Below are 20643 nucleotides of genomic sequence, written 5' to 3' on the forward strand. Positions count from 1 at the left end.
TCGCCGTAGCAATGGTACTAGAAGCTGAATGACAGCTTCTAGTACCATTGCTACCTCAGAAAAATCTTTTGTTTATCTTTCGTCTTCTGTATATTCCATCAATGTAAAGATGTCATACCCTTCAATCTTTTCACGACCTTTTAAGTCAGTTAATTCCACTAAGAATGCTAAACCGACTACTTCTCCGCCTAATTTTTCAACTAATTTTGCACAAGCATCCATTGTTCCACCTGTCGCTAATAAGTCATCACAAATTAATACTTTTTGGCCTGGTTTTACAGCATCTTTATGTAAATGTAATTCTGCAGTACCATATTCTAAATCATATTCTACAGAAACTGTTTCACGAGGTAATTTACCTTTTTTACGAGCAGGTGCAAAACCAATTCCTAATTCATAAGCAACAGGACATCCAACGATAAATCCACGAGCTTCAGGACCAACAATCATATCAGCTCCTTTACTTTTCGCATAATCTACGATTTGTTGTGTCGCATATTGGTATGCTTTCCCATCTGCCATTAAAGGAGAGATATCTCTAAAAATAATTCCTTCTTTAGGATAGTTTGGTACACTTGCAATATAATTTTTTAAATTCATGTTTATTCCTCCATATTTGTCAGCCAATTTGTTAATTCAGAAAATTGACTATAGATAAATACTCTTTCGAGCCAAAGTTCTTCTTGCAATTGTTTCATTAAGGTAGACTGCATTAAATCCATTGATGTCGATTCTGGATTTAATCTTAAACAGCCGTTTTCTATTATAACAAATTTTAATTCAAAAAACACTTTTAAAATCACTTTAAATTGATCTAATGGAATTTTCAAATAAGTAGCTAATTTTCCTGTTTTTTCATTATAAGGTACATTAGAATGTGTTTTTAAATATTGATAAACAGCCACAAATCTTTCCCTTGTCGGAATCCCCATTGTCATAATTGATTTTTGCGTATACGCAATGATATACATTTTTTGCGTATAGGAGTGTTTACGAAATTCTTGAATCACTTCTTTAGATTGCGGACAATCAAATAATACAATCGATTCAAACTCTGCTTTTTTTTCTTCTTTTATCCATTCTTCCATCGAAAAGACTTTAGAACTTGTATCAATTCTTACACTCACTAATGGTTTAAGAGCATCTCTTTCCACTAAATAAGCCGCTCTCTTCACCGATAGATGCTCTGGGCGAATTTTATTGGTACGCCAATCGAAAATTAATGCATCTTTAACAGCAATATCTTTTAACATTAATTGAGACAAACGATTTTGTTGCCATTCATTAATTTCTAAAGTTCCAACGACTTCAACGTCTGCTTGAAGATTTAAACTATCCGCCCATTCTCCTTTATTAAACATTAAAGCCTGTAACTGATTCTGTTCAGAATTTAACGTTAATTTTAAATGCTGTTGTTGAGCTCCAATCTTTTGTTTTTGACCTACTGTTACGGAACTAATTTTAAAAATCGGTTCAGCATTATTTGTTCCATAAGGTTTTAACGCTTGAAGAGCATCAATAAACTCAACACTTACTTGAGAAAGTGATAATTCTTCTTCAATAGTGATCACTTTTTCCTCTTCAAATAATTCAGGATGTTGTTTCGCATAAGTCTCAATAGCTTCCATAAATCCTGGTAGCATCACTGTTTCAATACTGAGTCCAGCCGCCATATGATGTCCACCAAATTTAGCTAAAGTATCTTGGCAAGTGGATAATGCAGCATAGAGATTAAACTGTGCACAAGATCTTGCAGAACCTTTTGCCATTAATCCATCTGATTGAATTCCTAAAACAATTGTCGGCTTTTGTAATTGTTCTACAATTCTACTTGCAACAATTCCTAATACACCTTCATGCCAATTAGATTGAGCTAATACTAACACTTTGTGATTCATTTGTGCTTTGGCTAATTCCAATGCTTCGGCTGTAATATCATCTACAAATTGTTTTCTCTTAGAATTTTCTTGTTGCATTAAAGTCACAACTTCTTGAGAAACTTCATCGTCAAAAGTTGTAAAGAGCACTACTCCTGGAGTCGCATCTCCAAGTCTTCCAAGAGCATTTAAACAAGGACCAATTTGAAATCCTATTGTTTTCTCATCGATGGTACCAGGAGTTAATTGTAATTCTTGGAATAAGTAACTTAACCCAATTCTTTCTGTTTGATTTAATTGTTGTAAACCTAACTTTACTAAACTACGATTTTCATCTGTTAAGCTAACAAGATCTGCGATTGTTCCAATACAAGCAATTTCAGCTAATTCAACAGGAAGTTCGCCTAATAATGCATGCGCTAATTTAAAAGCAACTCCTGCTCCAGATAAATCTCCAAATGGATATTCACCATCTGGATGGCGAGGATGAATCACTGCATAAGCTTTAGGGAGAACAGGAGGAATCTCATGGTGATCTGTTACAATGACATCACATTGTTGACTCATTGCCCATTCAACACTTTCATGAGCAGCAATTCCACAGTCAACCGTTATAATTAAAGAAACTCCTTTTTCAAGATACTCTTCAAAAACACGAATATTCGGACCATATCCATCTATAAAACGATTTGGTAAATAATATTCAACTTGTGCTCCCATCATTTCTAACGTTTCGTATAATACCGCTGTACTAGTAATACCGTCCGCATCATAGTCCCCGAATATTAAAATACTTTCATCCGTTTCAATCGCTTGTTGGATTCGTTGAATCGCTTTTTCCATATCATACATTAAATATGGATCATGCCATAATGATGGTGAAGATGATAGAAATTCTTGAATTTGTTCCTCAGTTTGATATCCTCTTCTCCTACAAATTTGAATCAACAAAGGAGAAAGACCTAATTCTTTCGCAATTTCCTTAGAACTTTCCTCTATCTCTTTATTCATTAAATTCCATTTAGCATTTGCAAAAGACATCCTATCACCTCCAGAACTTATTTTTTATTAAATAATTTTAAAATACTCATGTCTCCAATTTTTGGAAAACAAAAATTTAATTTTGCTGCAAAATTCATACTATATGGTAAATTCACTTCTCTTTTTTGAAGTTTCATTCCTTGAACAATTTTTCTTGCCACTTCCTCACTTGTTAAAACATACTTAGAAATACTTGCTAAATATTTTCCTGTTGGTTCTGCTTTTTCAAAAAATTGAGTAGCTATTGGTCCAGGATTGACCGTCATTACATGAATGCCTTGTTCTTTTAATTCTAATCGTAAAGCATTAGAATAACCTAATACGCCAAATTTCGATGCAGAATAAACGGATGTTTTAGGTGTTGCTGTTTTCCCTGCTTGAGAAGCAATTTGTACAAACATTCCTGATTTTTTCTGAATAAATTTTGGAAGAAAATGTTGAGTCATTTGAATTAAAGTATATAAATTCAATTGTAACATCTCTTCAATTTCTTCTTTTGATAAATCAACTGCTTGTTTTAAATAGCCTCTTCCTGCATTATTAATGACTACATCTACATCAATAGATTGTATTTTTTCTAATAGCAATTCTACTTCATTTGCATTCGATAAATCACAAGCATAATAATAAACTGGTTGATTTGTCCATTGTTGGCATGTATTGGCTACTTGTTGTAAAACTTCTTCACGTCTTGCCACTAATATTAAACCGGCTTGTTGTTTGGCACATTCATAAGCTAATTGCTCGCCTAAGCCTCCACTAGCACCTGTAATGAATACCATTTTCCCATTTATTGAAAACTGTTCACGTTTTACCATATTAATTTCTTCCAATCGTAAATATATCAAAATCTTTGACCACTTTTGTTTGTGGAAATACTTGTCGAGCTTCTTGCTCTAATTGACTCACTTGATGTCCTAAATAACGGGCACTAATATGCGTTAAATATAATTGTTGAACACTAGCTTCTAGAGCAATCGTTGCCGCTTGTTTACTTGTTGAATGAAAATGTTGACGAGCAGTTTTTTCTTTATCCGCTTCATATGTCGCTTCATGAACAAGAACATTTGCATTTTCCGCTAAGGTAATCGTTTTAGGAGTAAATCTTGTATCTCCACAGATTACAACAACACGACCTTTAATATCTTCACTAACAAAGTCTTTTCCATCAATCACACGACCATCTTCTAATGCGACAACTTCCCCACGTTTCAAGCGACCAAAAATAGGACCAAATGGCACTCCTAGTGCTTTTAATTCATCTGCTTTTAATTCCCCAATTTGGTCAGCTTCTGTAATTCGAAATCCATATGAAGGAATTCCATGTTCTAACTTCATCGCTTCTACACTAAATTGTTTATCAGAGAATAATACTCCATCCTCTTCAAATTCCACAACTTTCAATGGATAGCCTAATTTCGAATATGAAACAGAAACACTTGCATCAATAAATCGTTTAATGCCTTTTGGTCCATAAACTGTTAATTCATCTTCTCCACCTTGGAAAGATCGACTTGTTAATAAGCCTGGTAAACCAAAAATATGGTCTCCATGAAGATGGGTAATAAATATTTTTTTTATTTTTCCTGGTCGAATGGTTGTGTTTAAAATTTGTTGTTGCGTTGCTTCTCCACAATCAAATAACCAGATTTCATTTCTTTCATCTAATAGTTTCAAAGCGATTGACGAAACATTTCTCATTTTGGCTGGAACTCCAGCACCTGTACCTAAAAATTGTAATTCCATACTTGCTCCTAACTACCTCTTAATGTTTGATAAATCATTTTAGCAATCCATAATCCTTGTTGATGGGCTCCAGTAGTATTTACAATTGATGCTTTTTCATAGAACCAATCTGGATGTGTGCTTGCTTCAGTTTTCCAATCAATATAATAAACATTTGAATACTTATTAGCTAATTGACTTGCAATTTGATTAATTTCACGTTGCCATGTACGATTAATCGTATTTGAGACTAAAAATATTTGTTTATCCATTCCGATATTTTTTAAAATGGCATCTAGTTGTCCCTTCGTATAAGATCCATTACTTCCAACCATTAAGACAATGATATCACCCAATTGTTTTTGTTGTTTCAATTGGTCAATCATTCCACCTAGTTCATACACTTGAAGATTTCGATCTGCACTAATTACGGCATTTGGATATAATGTCGGAATTTCTTGTGCCATTGCTAATAACATCGTATCCCCAATAAATGTAATAGAAGTATTCGAACTAAAAACTGTTTCTTCTCGACTAAGTCCTTGAATATTATTAATCGTTTTAACGATTTTTTTATCTGCATTCCGAGTATTTTTTGATAAAGATTCACTGGCTAGTAAAACTTCTTGTAAAGCTAATTCTTGAGCAGACAATCTTGGACTTGCTTGAATAAATCCAATCGCTAAAATCATAATAATCGAAATAGGATACACTACGTTCACTGTTTTACGTGTTGAAACACTCCACTGTGACGTTAATCGTTGCATTACTTTAGTGAATTTTCCTCTTTCAAATAATTGATACCAAAGTTCTCCTAAAATAACTAATAACACAATTTCTACCATTCTATGTAAAACGGGAGTAGAACTTGTATCCCCAATCTTAGCTTGGTATAACACCGATAATGGTAAATACCATAAATAATAAGAAAGACTCCTTCTACCGATGACCGTTAAAGGTTTTAAACGGAAGAACAATGAGGTCACTGATTTAGGATGTAGGGAAATCATCATTAAAACTGCTACAATGACATCAAAAATAAACATGCCGCCTCTAAATGTGATAGAGCTATGTTCTTTCATTGTAAATAAGAATAAAACTAATAATCCAATGGGTACAAAACGAATCACTGATTCATAACGATATTTTTGCTTGTATTCTCCATAAAACTTTTGAATTGGAAATACTAACGCTACAACTGCTCCGATTAAAACAGAAAAAGCACGTGTATCCGTTCCAAAGAAAATTCTTAAGAAATGAACATTTGAAACATCTTTTGTCATCATTAATACAACAGAAGCTACTAACAGTACAATAACAACCTTTTGTAAAACTTGATGTTTTTTAATTATCACACTTAAAAACACAAATAAAATTGGCCACAATAAATAATATTGAACCGCTAATGACATGTACCATAAATGAGAAAATGGCGATTGCGTTAATACCGTTATTGCATGATCATTTTCCTGAATAATTTGCCACCAGTTATTCATAAAAAATAAATTGGAGACCATCGTACTTCTTAAATTCACTAAGAGTTCCCTTTGAAATAGTAGTAAATATAAAATTACTGCTACTATCATCGCAAAAGTCGGAACAATAATTCGTTTTAATCTTCGTGTTAGAAATGATTTTAAAGGTACTTTCCCATTTTTCATTAAAGAATCCATTAAACTAGCGGTCATAAAATAGCCTGATAATAGTAAAAAGATATTTAAACCTAGAAATCCACCTGGAATACGGTAAGCCATCATTTGATGGCCTACTATACTCATAATCGCAATCGCTCTTAATCCATCAAAAGCTGCGATATAATCTCGTTTTTCAATTTCAGTTCTATCAATCATGACATCACCTAATCGACAAACTCAAAGACAAATTTACGAATTCGAACCATATCTCCATTTTCAGCGCCTTGACTACGTAAGGCAGCATCGACACCCATTCCACGTAATTGACGTGAAAAACGCATCACAGATTCATCATGTTCCATATTCGTCATTAAGAATAATTTTTCTAGTTTTTCACCATATAATACCCATGTGCCATCAGGATCTCTAGTAATATCAAATGGACGTTCTTCTTCTTCCAAGCCATAAACCATATGAGTTTGGGTTTCTTGTACTTCATCTAATGGGAAGAATTCTGTTTTTTCTAATATTTCTGCTGTTCTTGCTAGTAGTGCTTGTAATCCATCTTTACGATAAGCAGAAATCGGGAAAATTTCAGGCATTTCTTGACCATCTGGTAAGTTTTCTTGTAAATCTTTTTTAAATTGTTCTAATAATTCTTCAGACTGTGGCTGATCCATTTTATTTGCCACAATAATTATTGGACGTTCTAGTAATCTTAAATGATAAGAGCCTAATTCTTGCATAATCACTTGATAATCTTCATAAGGATTTCTTCCTTCCATTGAAGCCATATCAATGACATGAAGTAATACTTTTGTACGTTCAATATGTTTTAAGAAATGAATTCCTAAGCCAACACCCATATGAGCTCCTTCGATTAACCCTGGAAGGTCAGCTACAACAAATTGTTCTCCGTTTGGAGCTTGTGTCATCCCTAATTGTGGATTTAACGTTGTAAAATGATAATCCGCAATTTTTGGTTTCGCACTAGAAATTACCGATAATAAGGTTGATTTCCCTACAGATGGGAATCCAACTAAACCAACATCGGCTAACACTTTTAATTCTAATTCAATTTCAAACTCTTCTCCCGGTTCTCCATTTTCAGCAATATCTGGAGCAGGATTTTTATGAGTAGCAAAACGAATATTTCCACGGCCTCCACGACCACCCTTTGCTACTACTACTTCTTGATCTACTTCTACTAAGTCTGCAATCAATTCTTTTGTTTGAGCATTTCGAACAATCGTTCCAGCAGGGACTTTAACAATTAAATCATCTGCTCCACGACCATACATACTTTTACTCATCCCATTTTCACCAGGTTTTGCCTTAAAATGACGTTTGTGACGGAAATCTAATAACGTTCTAAGTCCTGAATCGACTTTAAAAATAACACTACCGCCTCGTCCGCCATCTCCACCAGCAGGACCTCCATCTGGGACATATTTTTCTCTTCTAAATGCTACCATACCGTTACCACCGTCTCCGGCTTTCACCCATATCGTCGCACGATCATAAAAAACTGCCAATAGGATTCTCTCCTTTCATATTTTTAATGACTATTTAACAATTAACTCTGTGAAGTCAGCAAACTCTAAAATCATTAGTGCTAATTCACGTAAGAAACGTAAACGATTTGTACGAATTTCTTCATTATCAACCATTACCATGTTTTCATTAAAGAATTCATGAATTTTTGGAGTAATCGATGCAAATGCTGCAAATTTTTCTTGAGCTGAATAGTTGTCAAATTCTTTTCTTAGACTAATAATCGCTTCTACTAATTGACGTTCACTTTCTGTTTCCACTTTCTCTAATTGGAATTCAGAAGAATGACGCGCTTCATCAAATTCTTTTGCACTAATATTAATCACTCGGTTTAAAGCTTCTGTAATATCTTTGATTTCTGAAGTAGTCACTTCTTTTTCTAAGACCGCTACTGCTTTCATTTTTTCTGGAACACTATTAGAGTAAGAATTTAATACCGCTTCAATGACATCATGACGTTTTGAAACAGAAGTCATTCTTTGAGCAAGTCTCTCACGAATAAATCCTAAAATAAATGCTTGAACATCTTCTTTCTTATCAACTAAGAATGCTGCATAATCTAATGATAATAGAGTTTTAGCAAAATCATAAATTCCCAAGTTCCATTCAAATGCTTCTAAAATTTGCACTAATCCCATTACTTGACGACGTAATGCATAAGGGTCATTGGATCCTGTTGGTAACATTCCTGCTGCTGTAAAGCTTAAGAATGTATCTAATTTATCTGCAATCGCTAATAATGCCCCTGGTACTGATGAAGGTAATTCAGCATCTGCACTAATTGGCATGTAATGTTCACGAATCGCTCTAGCGACTTCTGGAGTTTCTCCATAATTTTTCGCGTAAATTTCGCCCATAATTCCTTGTAATTCAGGGAATTCACCCACCATATTTGTTACTAAGTCAAATTTATAAATGGCTGCAGCACGTTGTGCTGTTTCAACATCTTTTGCATCGATATTCAATTCATTTGCAATACGTCCAACTAATAATTGAACACGATTCATTTTTTCAGTCATTGAACCAATTTTAGCATGGAAGTTTAATGTTTCTAATTTCTTCAAGAATGCTATCATTGGAACTTTTTTATCTTCTTCATAGAAGAATAAAGCATCTTCTAAACGAGCTGTTAATACTTTTTGGTTTCCTTTTGCCACATTTTCAATCATGTAGTCATTCCCATTACGAGCAGAAATGAAATAAGGTTGTAATTCACCTTGAGCATTGTATACTACAAAATAACGTTGGTGTTCTTTCATAGAAGTTACTAATACAGGTTCTGGAACTACTAAATATTTTTCATCAAATGTTCCAGCAAATGCTGTTGGATATTCTAAAATAGAACTTACTTCTTCTAATAATTCTTCATCAATTGGAACTGTCCAAGCATTTTTCGCCGCTAACTCTTCAATTTGTTTGCGAACTAATGCTTTTCTTTCATCTTGATTTACAATAACAAATTGTTCTGCTAAAGCTTTTTCATATTGTTCTGGAGTTGCAATCTCAGTATCTTTCCCTAAGAAACGATGTCCTCTTGAAACTCGACCAGCTTTTACATCTAATACTTGAATTTCTTCAATGACTTCTTCCCCATATAAAGCAACAATCCAGTGAATTGGACGTAAATACTCAAAAGTATGAGCAGCCCAACGCATTGTAACTGGGAATTTCATATCAGTAATGACTGAAGATAATTTCTTAACAACTTCATTTGTAGATTTACCTTTTAATAATTGTTTAACATGGATATATTCCACATCTTTAATCGTTTCTACGTAAATATCGTCTGTTGTTAAACCTTTTCCACGAACAAATCCTTCAGCTGCTTTTGTCCATGCACCATCTTTTTGAGCAATCGCTAGAGAAGGCCCTTTAAAAATTTCAACACGGTCTTCTTGCTCTTCTTCTAATCCATTGACACGAACTGCTAATCTTCTTGGTGTTGCAAAAGCTTCTACAGACTCAAACGCTAAGCTTTCTTGTTTGAAAAAGTCTTCTACACGGCTCGCTAATTGTTCTGAACTTGTACGAACATATTGTGCTGGTAATTCTTCTAAACCAATTTCTAATAATAATGATTTTGTCATAATTGTCCTCCTAATGTTACTAGTCTATCCTATTAGTCTTTTAATAATGGGAATCCTAAAGATTCTCTTTCAGCTACAAATGTTTTAGCAATTGTACGGGCCATTTTACGAATACGACCTAAAAATCCTGCACGGTCTGTCGCAGAAATAATGCCGCGTGCGTCCATCAAGTTAAAAGCGTGAGAGCATTTTAATACACAGTCATAAGCTGGGTGAACAAGACCTTTTTCCATTAGGATTGTTGCTTCTTTTTCAAATTCAGTAAATAATTGCATTAATAATTCAGGATTGCTTTCTTCAAAAGCATATTTAGAATGTTCAAATTCTGGTTGTTTGAAAATATCACCGTATTTTACATCGCCAGTCCACACTAAATTATAAACACTTTCTACTTCTTGGATATAAGAAGCTAAACGTTCTAATCCATAAGTAATTTCACTTGTTACTGGGTGACATTCTAATCCACCTACTTGTTGGAAGTAAGTAAATTGAGTGACTTCCATTCCATCTAACCATACTTCCCATCCAAGACCAGCACAGCCTAATGATGGATTTTCCCAGTTATCTTCAACGAAACGAATATCATGTTCTAATGGGTCAATTCCTAATGCGACTAAACTTCCTAAATATAATTCTTGAATGTTTTCTGGAGATGGTTTCATGACAACTTGGAATTGATGATGTTGAAATAAACGGTTTGGATTTTCACCATAACGACCATCAGCTGGACGACGAGATGGTTCAACATAAGCAGCATTCCATGGTTCTGGTCCAATGGCGCGTAAAAAAGTATACGGACTCATTGTTCCAGCACCTTTTTCAGTATCATAAGCTTGTAATAATAAACAGCCTTGATTTGACCAATAATTTTGTAATGTTAAAATAATTTCTTGTACTGTTAATTTTTTCGACATAGTATTCCTACTTTCTATAATTTTTATGGCAGGATAAAATCCCTCTAGAATCTCTTATTGTAAAACGAAGTCTTTCCTCCTTTTCCCTATAAAAAATCCCTATGTACACTAAAAAAGCATATATAGGGACGATTCATCGCGGTTCCACCCTAATTTCTTAGAACAATCTAAGCTTCATTGTTGATTGACTCCAATGTGCCACAATTCATTCTCTATCAAACGGCTTCCACCTATCCCGTTCTCTCTATCCATATTTAGAATGATTGTTTCATTTTCTACGTCATATTTACTGCATTCATATTACTGATTTTTCCTTCAAAAGTCAAGTTATACCAATCATTGTTAGCTTTTACCAGTTCATCATGATATAATTTTTTCATTCTTAAGGAGGCGAATTTTATGAGTTGTGCTTGGGCAACTATTTCTGAACTTGATCAAAAATATCATGATGAAGAATGGGGAGTTCCTTGTTTTGATGATCAAAAATTATTTGAAATATTAACATTAGAAGTGATGCAAGCTGGTCTTAGTTGGTCGACCATTTTGAAAAAACGTGAAGAGTTTAGAGAAGCTTTTAAACAATTTGATATTCATAAAGTTAGTCAATTGACAAAAGACGATGTAGACAACTTACTCCAAAATCCTAAAATCATTCGTCATCGTCAAAAGATTGAAGCCACTGTTCAAAATGCAAACATCATTTTACAACTACAAAATCAATACGGAAGTTTTCATGAATTTTTATGGAGTAAGTTTGACCACACTCCCATCATCAATCACTGGGAAACAATGGAAGAAGTTCCCTCTTCTACACCACTTACAGAACAGTTATGTAAAGAATTTAAAAAACTAGGATTCAAGTTTATGGGACCTACTACCCTCTATTCATTTTTACAAGCATCTGGCATCATCAATGATCATCTTGATTCTTGTCCATTTAAACACAAATAAAGACTTTTATGCGCTGCACAAAAGTCTTTATTTTGATTACATCCATTTAGAATAATCGTCATCGTCCATGGCTTCTACTGTTCCAAGTAAATAACCATTCCCTACTTGAGAGAAGAAGTCATGGTTACTTGTACCTGTTGAAATACCATTCATCACAATTGGATCCACATCTTCAGCTGTATCAGGAAATAATGGATCAAAGCCTAAATTTTGTAACGCTTTATTCGCATTATAACGAATGAATACTTTTACTTTTTCAGTCCAACCAACTTGATCATAAATTGATTGTGTATACTTCACTTCATTTTGATACAATTCTAAACATAATTGATAGACCCACATTTTAAGAGTTTCTTGTTCTTCTTGTGGTAATTCATTGTATCCTTGTTGGAATTTATAGCCTGTATAAGTTCCGTGAACTGATTCATCACGAATAATTAATTTAATAATTTCCGCAACATTGGCTAATTTATTGTTTCCTAAATAATACAAAGGTGTAAAGAAGCCACTATAGAATAAAAATGTTTCTAACATCGTTGAAGCAACTTTCATTTTTAGTGCATCTCTACTTTGATAAATTTCATTAATTTTTTGAGCTTTATATTGTAAAAATTCATTATTATTTGTCCACTCGAAAATATCTTCAATTTCAGCTTTTGTATGTAACGTACTGAAAATTGTTGAATAACTTTTCGCATGAACAGATTCCATAAATTGAATATTATTCCATACAGCTTCTTCATGTTGGGTACGAACATAGTCTTTCATCAAACTAGCACCTTCTTCAGATTGCAATGTATCTAATAAAGTCAATCCTCCAAATACTTTCCCTACAACATCTTTTTCAGCTGGGGATAATGTTCTCCAGTCATCTAAGTCATTTGAAACAGGAATACGAGTATCTAACCAAAATTGCTCGGTTAACTTTTCCCATGTCATTTTATCAATCATATCTTCCACTTGGTTCCAGTCAATCGCTTTATAATAAGCTACTGGTGCAGAAGCATTTTGTGACAAAATCTCATTAAAATATCGTTTCTCACTCATGATAAGTCTCCTTTTTTGAATTAAATACTACAACTTTCGCAACCATTACTTCCAATTTCATCATTATTTTCCGTAAATGTACGAACATAATAAATGGATTTGATTCCTTTATTCCAAGCATAGTTTCTCAAGATATTTAAATCTCTTGTTGTCATTTTACTTGTACGTCCATTTTTCCACTCATATAATCCTTCAGGTAATTCTGAACGCATAAATAATGTTAAACTCATTCCTTGGTCAATATGTTTTTGAGCTGCTGCATATACATCAATCACTTTACGCATATCAATATCATAAGCTGATTTATAATAAGGTAATGTCTCATTTGATAAGAATGGAGCTGGATAATAAGTTTTACCAGTTTTCTTTTCTTGACGTTCTTCAATTAAACGAGTAATTGGATGTAAGCTTGCACTTGTTTCATTAACATAACTAATCGATCCAGTTGGAGCAATCGCTAGACGATTTTGGTGATATAGTCCATCTGCCATCACATCTGCTTTTAATTGTTTCCAATCTTCTGCAGTTGGAACTGGTAAGTTTGCAAAAATTTCTTTTACTTTTTCAGATGTAATTTCTACATCTGACTCTGTATAAGCATCAAAATAAGTTCCTGATGCATAAGCAGATTTTTCAAAGCCATCAAATGTTACGCCACGTTCTTTAGCAATTTTATGACTTGCTTTTAATGTATAGAAATTCAACAGACGGAAGTATAAATCTGTCACTTCAATTGATTCAGGTGAACCATATTCCATTTGATTTAATGCAAAGAATGTATGTAATCCCATTGCTCCTAAACCAATTGTATGAGCTTTTTGGTTTCCATTTTTCACCGTTGGAACTGCATCAATACTTGAGTGATCTGTGACAAATGTTAATGCACGAACTGCTACTTCAATCGAACGTTCAAAATCAGGTGATTGCATTAAATTAACAATATTCGTAGAACCTAAATTACAACTAATATCTGTTCCAAGCACTTCATATTCTTGCGCATTATTAATTACAGAAGGAGCTTGTACTTGTAAAATTTCTGAACATAAGTTACTCATAATGATTTTTCCATCAATTGGATTTGCTTTGTTCACTGTATCAATATTTACGATATACGGATAACCAGATTCTTGTTGTAATTTACTAATTTCTTGTTCTAAATCACGTGCACGTAATTTTGATTTACGAATTTCTGGATTATTCACCATATTTTCATACTCTTTTGTAATATCTACATAAGAGAAAGGAACCCCATAAATACGTTCCACATCATATGGACTAAATAAATACATCATATCATCATTCTTAATTAACTCGTAAAACTTATCTGGAACTACTAGTCCTAATGATAATGTTTTAACACGAATTTTTTCATCCGCATTTTCTTTTTTAGTCGACAAGAATGATACAATATCTGGGTGGAAAACATTTAAATAAACAGCACCTGCACCATTACGTTGTCCTAATTGGTTTGAATAACTGAAACTATCTTCTAATAATTTCATAATTGGAACAACACCACTAGAAGCATTTTCAATTTTCTTAATTGGGTCTCCAGCTGCACGAACGTTTGATAAACTTACTCCAACTCCCCCACCAATTCTAGAAAGTTGTAATGCAGAGTTAATCGTACGACCAATACTATTCATATCATCCGTTGTTTGAATTAAGAAACAAGATACTAATTCACCACGACGTTTTCTTCCCGCATTTAAAAATGTTGGTGTCGCTGGTTGATAACGTTGATGAATCATTTCTTCAGCTAAGTCTCTAGCTAATGGTTCATCCCCATCTGCTAAAAATAAAGCATTAAAGACGATACGATCTTCAAAACGTTCTAAATAACGTTCGCCATCATTTGTCTTTAAAGCATATTGCTTATAAAACTTAAATGCTGACATAAATGAACGAAAACGGAATTTTTTCTTATAAATTTCTTGCATTAAGCTTTTAACAAATTCACGGTCATATTTATTTAAAAACTCTGCTTCTAAATAATCGTGCTCAATTAAATAATCTAACTTTTCATCTAATGTATAGAAAAACACCGTATTTGGATTAACATGTTCTAAGAAGAATGCACGTACTGCTTCTTTATCCTTATGTAAAGGAATTTTCCCATCAACCGGACGGTTCAACTCATTATTTAATGAAAAATATGTTACTTCTTGAGATTTACTAATTAATTTTGGACTATCCAAGTTTGCTCACCTTTTCCTTTATTAAAATTACATCATTCCAATAGAAAAATTTCATCTATAATAGTCACTAGTTTAACCTTTAATAAAAATCTGTAAATGACTATCTAAAACTACTTTTTCTATTTTTCATTCTTTATCATTATAGCTACTTTCTTCGCTTATATCAACCTATAAATTCTATATTTAGTATTTCAAGCAAAATACAACACAAAATATAGTAATAATTTTTAACTTCTATCAACATATTGACAAAGAGATTTTTCAGATTTACACTTATGCATATCAAAGAAAGGAGATTAAAAATGACACTTTCTCATACCATTAGCGCATCTGAAAGACAAGTTCTTCGAGTGATATGGGCAAACCCAAAATGCACGAGTAGTTTTATCATTGAAGCATTAGCTAAAAATTTCAACTGGCAAGCTGCTACCATTAAAACTCTTATCAATCGACTGTTGAAAAAGGAATTTATTATCCCAACTTCAAAAAGACCCTATCAATATGTCGCAACTTTAACAGAAGAAGAATTACTAGATTTAGAATGCAGTGAGTTATTAAATCATGTATGTCAGAAAAAACAAGGTGAATTATTATCATTCCTCATTCAAAAAGCTCAATTATCCAAACAGGACACTCATCAATTACAGAAATTATTACAAGAAAAAGAAATAAATGCTCCTGAGCATCTAGCTTGTACTTGCATACCAGGTCAATGTCGTTGTTGTCATCACTAAAAAGCCTAACCACCATTTACGGTAGTTAGGCTTTCCTTTTCTAATACCATACGCTGACGTCTACTCGACCGCTAATCCCTTTTAAGTATTCGCTTGAAGTATATTGCCAACCTTTAGAACCTGAATAATGTGGATTATTCCAATCTAATGCATCTGTATATGCAGCAACCCAGTCCACATATTTTAAAATATCTGGATGATTTAAACGAGTTTGTAATAAATGTCTGTAACTATAAACTCTTACATTCGTATAGCCAGCTTTATGCATCGTTTCCATATATTTATTCACAATTTTCACCCATGTTTTTGTATCTTTAGGTGCAGCTTTTGCTTTATTCACATATTCCCAATTTTCAACATCATAATAAATTGGATATGTTGGTTTAATATGATATTTTTCAATTAATTTAATCGTATGTTTTGCTTCTAATTCTGCGTCTGTTTCATTTTCTGCATACGTATATAAGTACACTCCATATGGAATTCCTAGGCGATTTAATTCTTTAATATTATACGCTAATTGTTTATCTTCATCATAAGCATAATAACCTAGGCGAACAATTACTCCATCAATGCCATTTTCACGAATAACACTACTCCAGTCTTGGATTTTTCCATTATGTTCACTGACATCGATGACTTTCTTCGCATCACTTCCGCCGACTTGTTCTTGACGGCGATTTAAGAAATAACGTTGGCCATTCTTTTGTACCCAACCCCATTCTAATCGTTCTTGCTTTTGAATCTCACCAGTATCTGAGAAAGTATATTTCGTATCTCCAATCGTTACAACTCCTGTTGCCATTACGCCGGATTCACCTAAATAATAATTGCCTGCCCATTCTTTTTCAGCTCTAGCACCATTCGCTTTGAAGTAATACCATTTTCCATCAATTTGAGCCCATTGACTGCGTACATATTTTCCATCAGCATTTAAATAGAACATCGCATTATATTGTGGATCAAATAACCATTCTTTTGCCATCATGGCACCTTCACCATTCACAAAATAATCACCGACCCATTGACGAGTTGCTAAGTAACCACCTGACAGTAGGTAATACCATTTATTTCCATCTTGAATCCATTCTTTATCGGCATATTTCCCATCCGCTTTCAAATAGAAATAAGACTTATATTTGTTATCATAAATCCATTCTTTTGCCATCATGGCACCTTCACCATTCACAAAATAATTACTGACCCATTGACGAGTTGCTAAGTAACCACCTGACAGTAGATAATACCATTTATTTCCATCTTGAATCCATTCTTTATCGGCATATTTCCCATCCGCTTTCAAATAGAAATAAGACTTATATTTGTTATCATAAATCCATTCTTTTTTCACCATGGCTCCACTTGGATTTAAATAGTAATTCCCTTTCCATTCACTTTTAGCCATATAGCCCCATTCTTTGAAATAGTACCATTTGCCACCAATTTCTAACCATTGATTTTCAGCGTAGTTTCCATCTGCTTTCAAATAGAAATAAGACTTATACGTTTCATCATAAATAAAAGACCCAACAACTTTTTTACCGTCTTTATCTACATAAGAGCGATCAATCCATGAAGAAATTGCTTTTGATCCATCTTCTTTTATAAAATATTGTTGTCCATTAATCGTTTGCCACCCTTTACCTTGCGCAGACTTTTCTTCTTGAGCGCCTACCGTTGGTAAAGTGAATAATACTAACGCAGATAATGATAATGCGATATTTCTTAATTTCATTTACTGTAAATCTCCTTTTTCTTAAACTCTTACTTTGCCATTGTATAATTAAACACATAAAAACTCAAACAAAATCCTAAATTCTACACTGTAATGCTATAAAAAATATGCAACATAAAAGAGGAACTTCTACTGCATAGAAAATTCCTCTTTTAACGATAAATGAGCTTAACTTTAAAAATTAGTCATTGAATAATGAACGAATTGTTTTAAAAATTTCTTTATGTTGTTCAATTTTAACATCATTTCCTACTACCACGAAGGCATTTTGAACTAATACTTTTTCCATTGTTGGTGCAAATGAACGAACTTTTTCTGGAGTCACATTTAACACTTCATCACGAGTTTTTTGAACAAGTTCATCTGTTACATGAGTAAAGTAACGAGTAAAGGCAATATTTCCTTTTTGATTTGCCGATAACGGACGATCAATACTGCTAAATGTTCCAATAAGATTTTTCTCAAATTCTTCCTTAGAAGGATTGTAATTTTCTAAATATTGGACTTGTCCATCATAAGCTTTTAGAGTTTCTACTAAGTTTGGATCGCGGTATGATACAGCAGCTACTTCACCTTTTCCACCAATCACACTCATTCCACCATAAGCTCCACCTTTAACACGAACAGTATTCCATAAATAATCTAAGCCTAAAACCGTTTGTAAGAATGCATTGGATCCTTCAAATGGAACTCCTAGTAATGTTTGATTGTAACCTTTTGCTACATATTGAATTTCTTGAGCAGTTTTAAATCCTTCATTCAACACTTCAACAGAAGTTGTGAATTTTTGTGGTGTTACTACTTCTTGTGAGAACTGTTGGAAGAATGATTGTGATAAAGCTTTAAATTGTTCAAAATCTTCTTTACTTCCGACAAATGTTGCAGTCACTCCATGAATATTCAAGATTTGACGAAGTACTGTAATCATTTGTTGACTGAAGCTTTCTTTTCTCTCATCATAATGCTTCACTAAATCAGAAATATAATCATAGTAATCAATACCTTCTAATGCTTGAGCATATTTTGCACCTTCTGAATAGTAAGATTCTAATCGACGTACGGCAATGGTATGCGAAGCATAATTCATATGCATTTCTAAATTCGCTTTTGTATTTAATAACAGTTCTTTAATTTTATCATAATCTTCCAAGTTTGAACGTAAGACAATTTCTTCCACTAATTCAATTAATTTTGGTAAATATTGAGATAAGGCTTTTCCTGATACTGTGAAAAATGGATAATAGACATTTTTTTCAACATCTTCTGTCATGACAAAAGCATTTGTTGAAATTCCACCAGTATAGAAATCCATCTCTGTATTTAAATCTTCATCAGCAAAATGTTCTGTACTAATTTCACCTAATAATTCTGTGACAAAGGCTGCTACTGGAATTTCTTCTGTTCTTATCCCTCTCATATCAAAGAAATATTTCGCATATGAAATACCCGCTGTGAAGTCTTCATAATGTAAGAAAGTCGGTGTATCTTTACCTTCTTCAACTGTTAATGGATAATGCGTTGCTTTCTTTTGAATATCATCAATTGATAGTGTCGGAATTTTTGCTAAATCTTCTGGTTTATCAGGAGATTCTTGTCTTTCGATTAATTTTTGAGTCGTTTCGACTAATTGGTCAACTTCTTCTTCATTTAGACTTGCTTTATACTCTGCTAACTTTTTAGCTAATTCTGCTTCTTTTTCTTCTAATAAACCTGGTTCTGGTTTCAAAGTAATAATTGCAGCATGAGTATTGTCTAATAAATATTTTTGAATAATGTTTTCGAAATACCCTTCTTCAACTTTAGCTTGAATGGCATCTAAATGTTGTTGGTATTCAAATGATACATATGGACTTCCATCATATAACCAACTTGTTAAAGCATTCATTCCATACATCACACCTTTTGGCGTACTACCTTCTAAAGCTGTTAATTCTTTATAACGGAATGCTGTTTTATTTAAGGCAGCTTGAATTGCTTTTCTAGAAATGCCTTCTTTGACTAATCGTTGTAATTCCTGTTGAATAATTTGAACAAATTGCTCTTTTTTATCAGCATCTGTATCTTTAAGAACAACTTCAAATGTTGGAGAATACGTATAAGCAGAATATCCACCCATAACATCACTACCGATATTCGCTTTTAATAAAGCTTTCTTCAGTGGTGCTGTATTACTACCTAATAACAATTCATCTAAAATGCTTAAAGCAATACCTTCTTCCCCATTTGTACTTGTGCCCGTAGCCCAAGCATATTCTAACAATGTTTTATTTTCGGTTGAGTCTCCTTTAGAAACAGAATATGTACTTGTTACTTCTTTGATACTTGTAAATGGTTCTTGTTTGTATCCTACGAATGGAACTTCTTTTGCTTCAAACGCATCAAAGTATTCTGATAATTGCTCCATTGCTTTTGGTAAATCTAAATTCCCATATAAAGTTACTCGAGCATTGCTAGGGTGATAATACGTTTGATGGAAATCAATAAATTTTTCTTGAGTCAATGTTGGAATTGAAGCTGGCATTCCTCCAGAAATATGTTTATAAAATGTATCAGGGAATAAGGTTGGTTCAACTAGACGGTTTAATTCTGATTCTGGCTGAGAAAATGCTCCCTTCATTTCGTTATAAACAACGCCTTTATACGTTAATTCATCTTCTTTATTTTCTAAATGATAATGCCATCCTTCTTGCATTAAAATTTGTGGGTTCGATAAAAGATTTGGATAAAATACTGCATCTAAATACACGTCCATTAAATTCTCAAAATCTTTTTGATTTCTTGAAGCTACTGGATACATGGTTTTATCAGAGAATGTCCATGCGTTTAAAAATGTTTGTAGGGATCCTTTTAATAATTCTACGAATGGTTCTTTTGTTGGGTATTTTTTTGATCCGTTTAATACGGAGTGTTCGATAATGTGAGCAATTCCGTTATCGTCATATGGTGGTGTACGAAATGCGATAGAAAATGCTTTATTGTCATCGTCTGTTTTTAGGTACATGACTTGAGCACCTGTTTTGTCATGTTTGTATAAATAGTAATCGCAACGGATATCTGGTAATGGTTTTTGTTCTACGAGTGTAAAACTGTTAAATTCTTTTGTCATGAAATGACCTCCATTTCTTAAATAAATCTGCTTGTCTTTT

14 protein-coding genes are annotated in these 20643 nt (G+C 33.2%); 2 read left to right on the plus strand and 12 right to left on the minus strand.

Features of this window, described 5'->3' with window-relative positions; genetic code table 11:
- Window positions 1-72: 72 nt before the first annotated feature.
- The 8 genes from LK443_RS08560 to glyQ are packed head-to-tail and all read right to left on the minus strand — an operon-like array spanning window position 73 to window position 10832.
- Window positions 73-600, minus strand: a complete 528-nt coding sequence (locus LK443_RS08560) for an adenine phosphoribosyltransferase (protein WP_227931494.1) — start codon at window positions 598-600, stop codon at window positions 73-75.
- A 2-nt stretch (window positions 601-602) separates the two neighbouring features.
- On the minus strand, window positions 603-2918 hold the full coding sequence (gene recJ / locus LK443_RS08565; protein ID WP_227931495.1) for a single-stranded-DNA-specific exonuclease RecJ: 2316 nt from the start codon (window positions 2916-2918) through the stop codon (window positions 603-605).
- A 17-nt stretch (window positions 2919-2935) separates the two neighbouring features.
- Window positions 2936-3736, minus strand: a complete 801-nt coding sequence (locus tag LK443_RS08570) for an SDR family NAD(P)-dependent oxidoreductase (protein ID WP_227931496.1) — start codon at window positions 3734-3736, stop codon at window positions 2936-2938.
- A gap of 1 nt (window position 3737) precedes the next feature.
- Window positions 3738-4664, minus strand: a complete 927-nt coding sequence (rnz, locus tag LK443_RS08575; RefSeq protein WP_227931497.1) for a ribonuclease Z — start codon at window positions 4662-4664, stop codon at window positions 3738-3740.
- Window positions 4665-4672: 8 nt separating this feature from the next.
- On the minus strand, window positions 4673-6493 hold the full coding sequence (locus LK443_RS08580; protein WP_227931498.1) for an acyltransferase family protein: 1821 nt from the start codon (window positions 6491-6493) through the stop codon (window positions 4673-4675).
- Window positions 6494-6501: 8 nt separating this feature from the next.
- Window positions 6502-7812, minus strand: coding sequence for a GTPase ObgE (gene obgE / locus LK443_RS08585; protein ID WP_227931499.1), 1311 nt, complete (start codon window positions 7810-7812; stop codon window positions 6502-6504).
- A gap of 30 nt (window positions 7813-7842) precedes the next feature.
- Window positions 7843-9918 carry a glycine--tRNA ligase subunit beta gene (glyS, locus tag LK443_RS08590; protein ID WP_227931500.1) on the minus strand — a complete coding sequence of 692 codons (2076 nt, stop codon included), beginning with the start codon at window positions 9916-9918 and terminating at the stop codon, window positions 7843-7845.
- Window positions 9919-9950: 32 nt separating this feature from the next.
- Complete coding sequence (gene glyQ, locus LK443_RS08595) at window positions 9951-10832, minus strand: glycine--tRNA ligase subunit alpha (protein WP_227931501.1); 882 nt, start codon at window positions 10830-10832, stop codon at window positions 9951-9953.
- Between the two features lie 399 nt (window positions 10833-11231).
- Between glyQ and LK443_RS08600 the strand changes: the two genes are divergently transcribed.
- Window positions 11232-11783, plus strand: coding sequence for a DNA-3-methyladenine glycosylase I (locus LK443_RS08600; protein ID WP_227931502.1), 552 nt, complete (start codon window positions 11232-11234; stop codon window positions 11781-11783).
- Between the two features lie 36 nt (window positions 11784-11819).
- Here LK443_RS08600 and nrdF read toward each other — a convergent pair whose 3' ends face one another.
- Window positions 11820-12830, minus strand: a complete 1011-nt coding sequence (nrdF, locus tag LK443_RS08605; protein WP_227931503.1) for a class 1b ribonucleoside-diphosphate reductase subunit beta — start codon at window positions 12828-12830, stop codon at window positions 11820-11822.
- Window positions 12831-12850: 20 nt separating this feature from the next.
- The gene (nrdE, locus tag LK443_RS08610) at window positions 12851-15028 is read right to left on the minus strand and encodes a class 1b ribonucleoside-diphosphate reductase subunit alpha (protein WP_227931504.1); all 2178 of its coding nucleotides are present in this window, start codon (window positions 15026-15028) and stop codon (window positions 12851-12853) included.
- Between the two features lie 302 nt (window positions 15029-15330).
- On the opposite strand from nrdE, the gene LK443_RS08615 reads away from it, so the two are divergent.
- On the plus strand, window positions 15331-15762 hold the full coding sequence (locus LK443_RS08615) for a BlaI/MecI/CopY family transcriptional regulator (RefSeq protein WP_227931505.1): 432 nt from the start codon (window positions 15331-15333) through the stop codon (window positions 15760-15762).
- A gap of 40 nt (window positions 15763-15802) precedes the next feature.
- On the opposite strand, the gene LK443_RS08620 is transcribed toward LK443_RS08615, so the two are convergent.
- Window positions 15803-17497, minus strand: coding sequence for a GH25 family lysozyme (locus LK443_RS08620; RefSeq protein WP_227931506.1), 1695 nt, complete (start codon window positions 17495-17497; stop codon window positions 15803-15805).
- A gap of 181 nt (window positions 17498-17678) precedes the next feature.
- On the minus strand, window positions 17679-20603 hold the full coding sequence (locus tag LK443_RS08625) for an insulinase family protein (protein WP_227931507.1): 2925 nt from the start codon (window positions 20601-20603) through the stop codon (window positions 17679-17681).
- Window positions 20604-20643 lie beyond the last annotated feature (40 nt).

The organism is Granulicatella elegans, assembly GCF_020735385.1.
GTDB classification, from domain to species: Bacteria; Bacillota; Bacilli; order Lactobacillales; family Aerococcaceae; genus Granulicatella; species Granulicatella elegans_B.

Bases quoted from the DNA above. Each gene is read 5' to 3' on its own strand.
- LK443_RS08560 (WP_227931494.1), bottom strand. From the start codon at position 600: ATGAATTTAAAAAATTATATTGCAAGTGTACCAAACTATCCTAAAGAA.
- recJ (WP_227931495.1), bottom strand. From the start codon at position 2,918: ATGTCTTTTGCAAATGCTAAATGGAATTTAATGAATAAAGAGATAGAG.
- LK443_RS08570 (WP_227931496.1), bottom strand. From the start codon at position 3,736: ATGGTAAAACGTGAACAGTTTTCAATAAATGGGAAAATGGTATTCATT.
- rnz (WP_227931497.1), bottom strand. From the start codon at position 4,664: ATGGAATTACAATTTTTAGGTACAGGTGCTGGAGTTCCAGCCAAAATG.
- LK443_RS08580 (WP_227931498.1), bottom strand. From the start codon at position 6,493: ATGATTGATAGAACTGAAATTGAAAAACGAGATTATATCGCAGCTTTT.
- glyS (WP_227931500.1), bottom strand. From the start codon at position 9,918: ATGACAAAATCATTATTATTAGAAATTGGTTTAGAAGAATTACCAGCA.
- glyQ (WP_227931501.1), bottom strand. From the start codon at position 10,832: ATGTCGAAAAAATTAACAGTACAAGAAATTATTTTAACATTACAAAAT.
- LK443_RS08600 (WP_227931502.1), top strand. From the start codon at position 11,232: ATGAGTTGTGCTTGGGCAACTATTTCTGAACTTGATCAAAAATATCAT.
- nrdF (WP_227931503.1), bottom strand. From the start codon at position 12,830: ATGAGTGAGAAACGATATTTTAATGAGATTTTGTCACAAAATGCTTCT.
- LK443_RS08615 (WP_227931505.1), top strand. From the start codon at position 15,331: ATGACACTTTCTCATACCATTAGCGCATCTGAAAGACAAGTTCTTCGA.
- LK443_RS08620 (WP_227931506.1), bottom strand. From the start codon at position 17,497: ATGAAATTAAGAAATATCGCATTATCATTATCTGCGTTAGTATTATTC.
- LK443_RS08625 (WP_227931507.1), bottom strand. From the start codon at position 20,603: ATGACAAAAGAATTTAACAGTTTTACACTCGTAGAACAAAAACCATTA.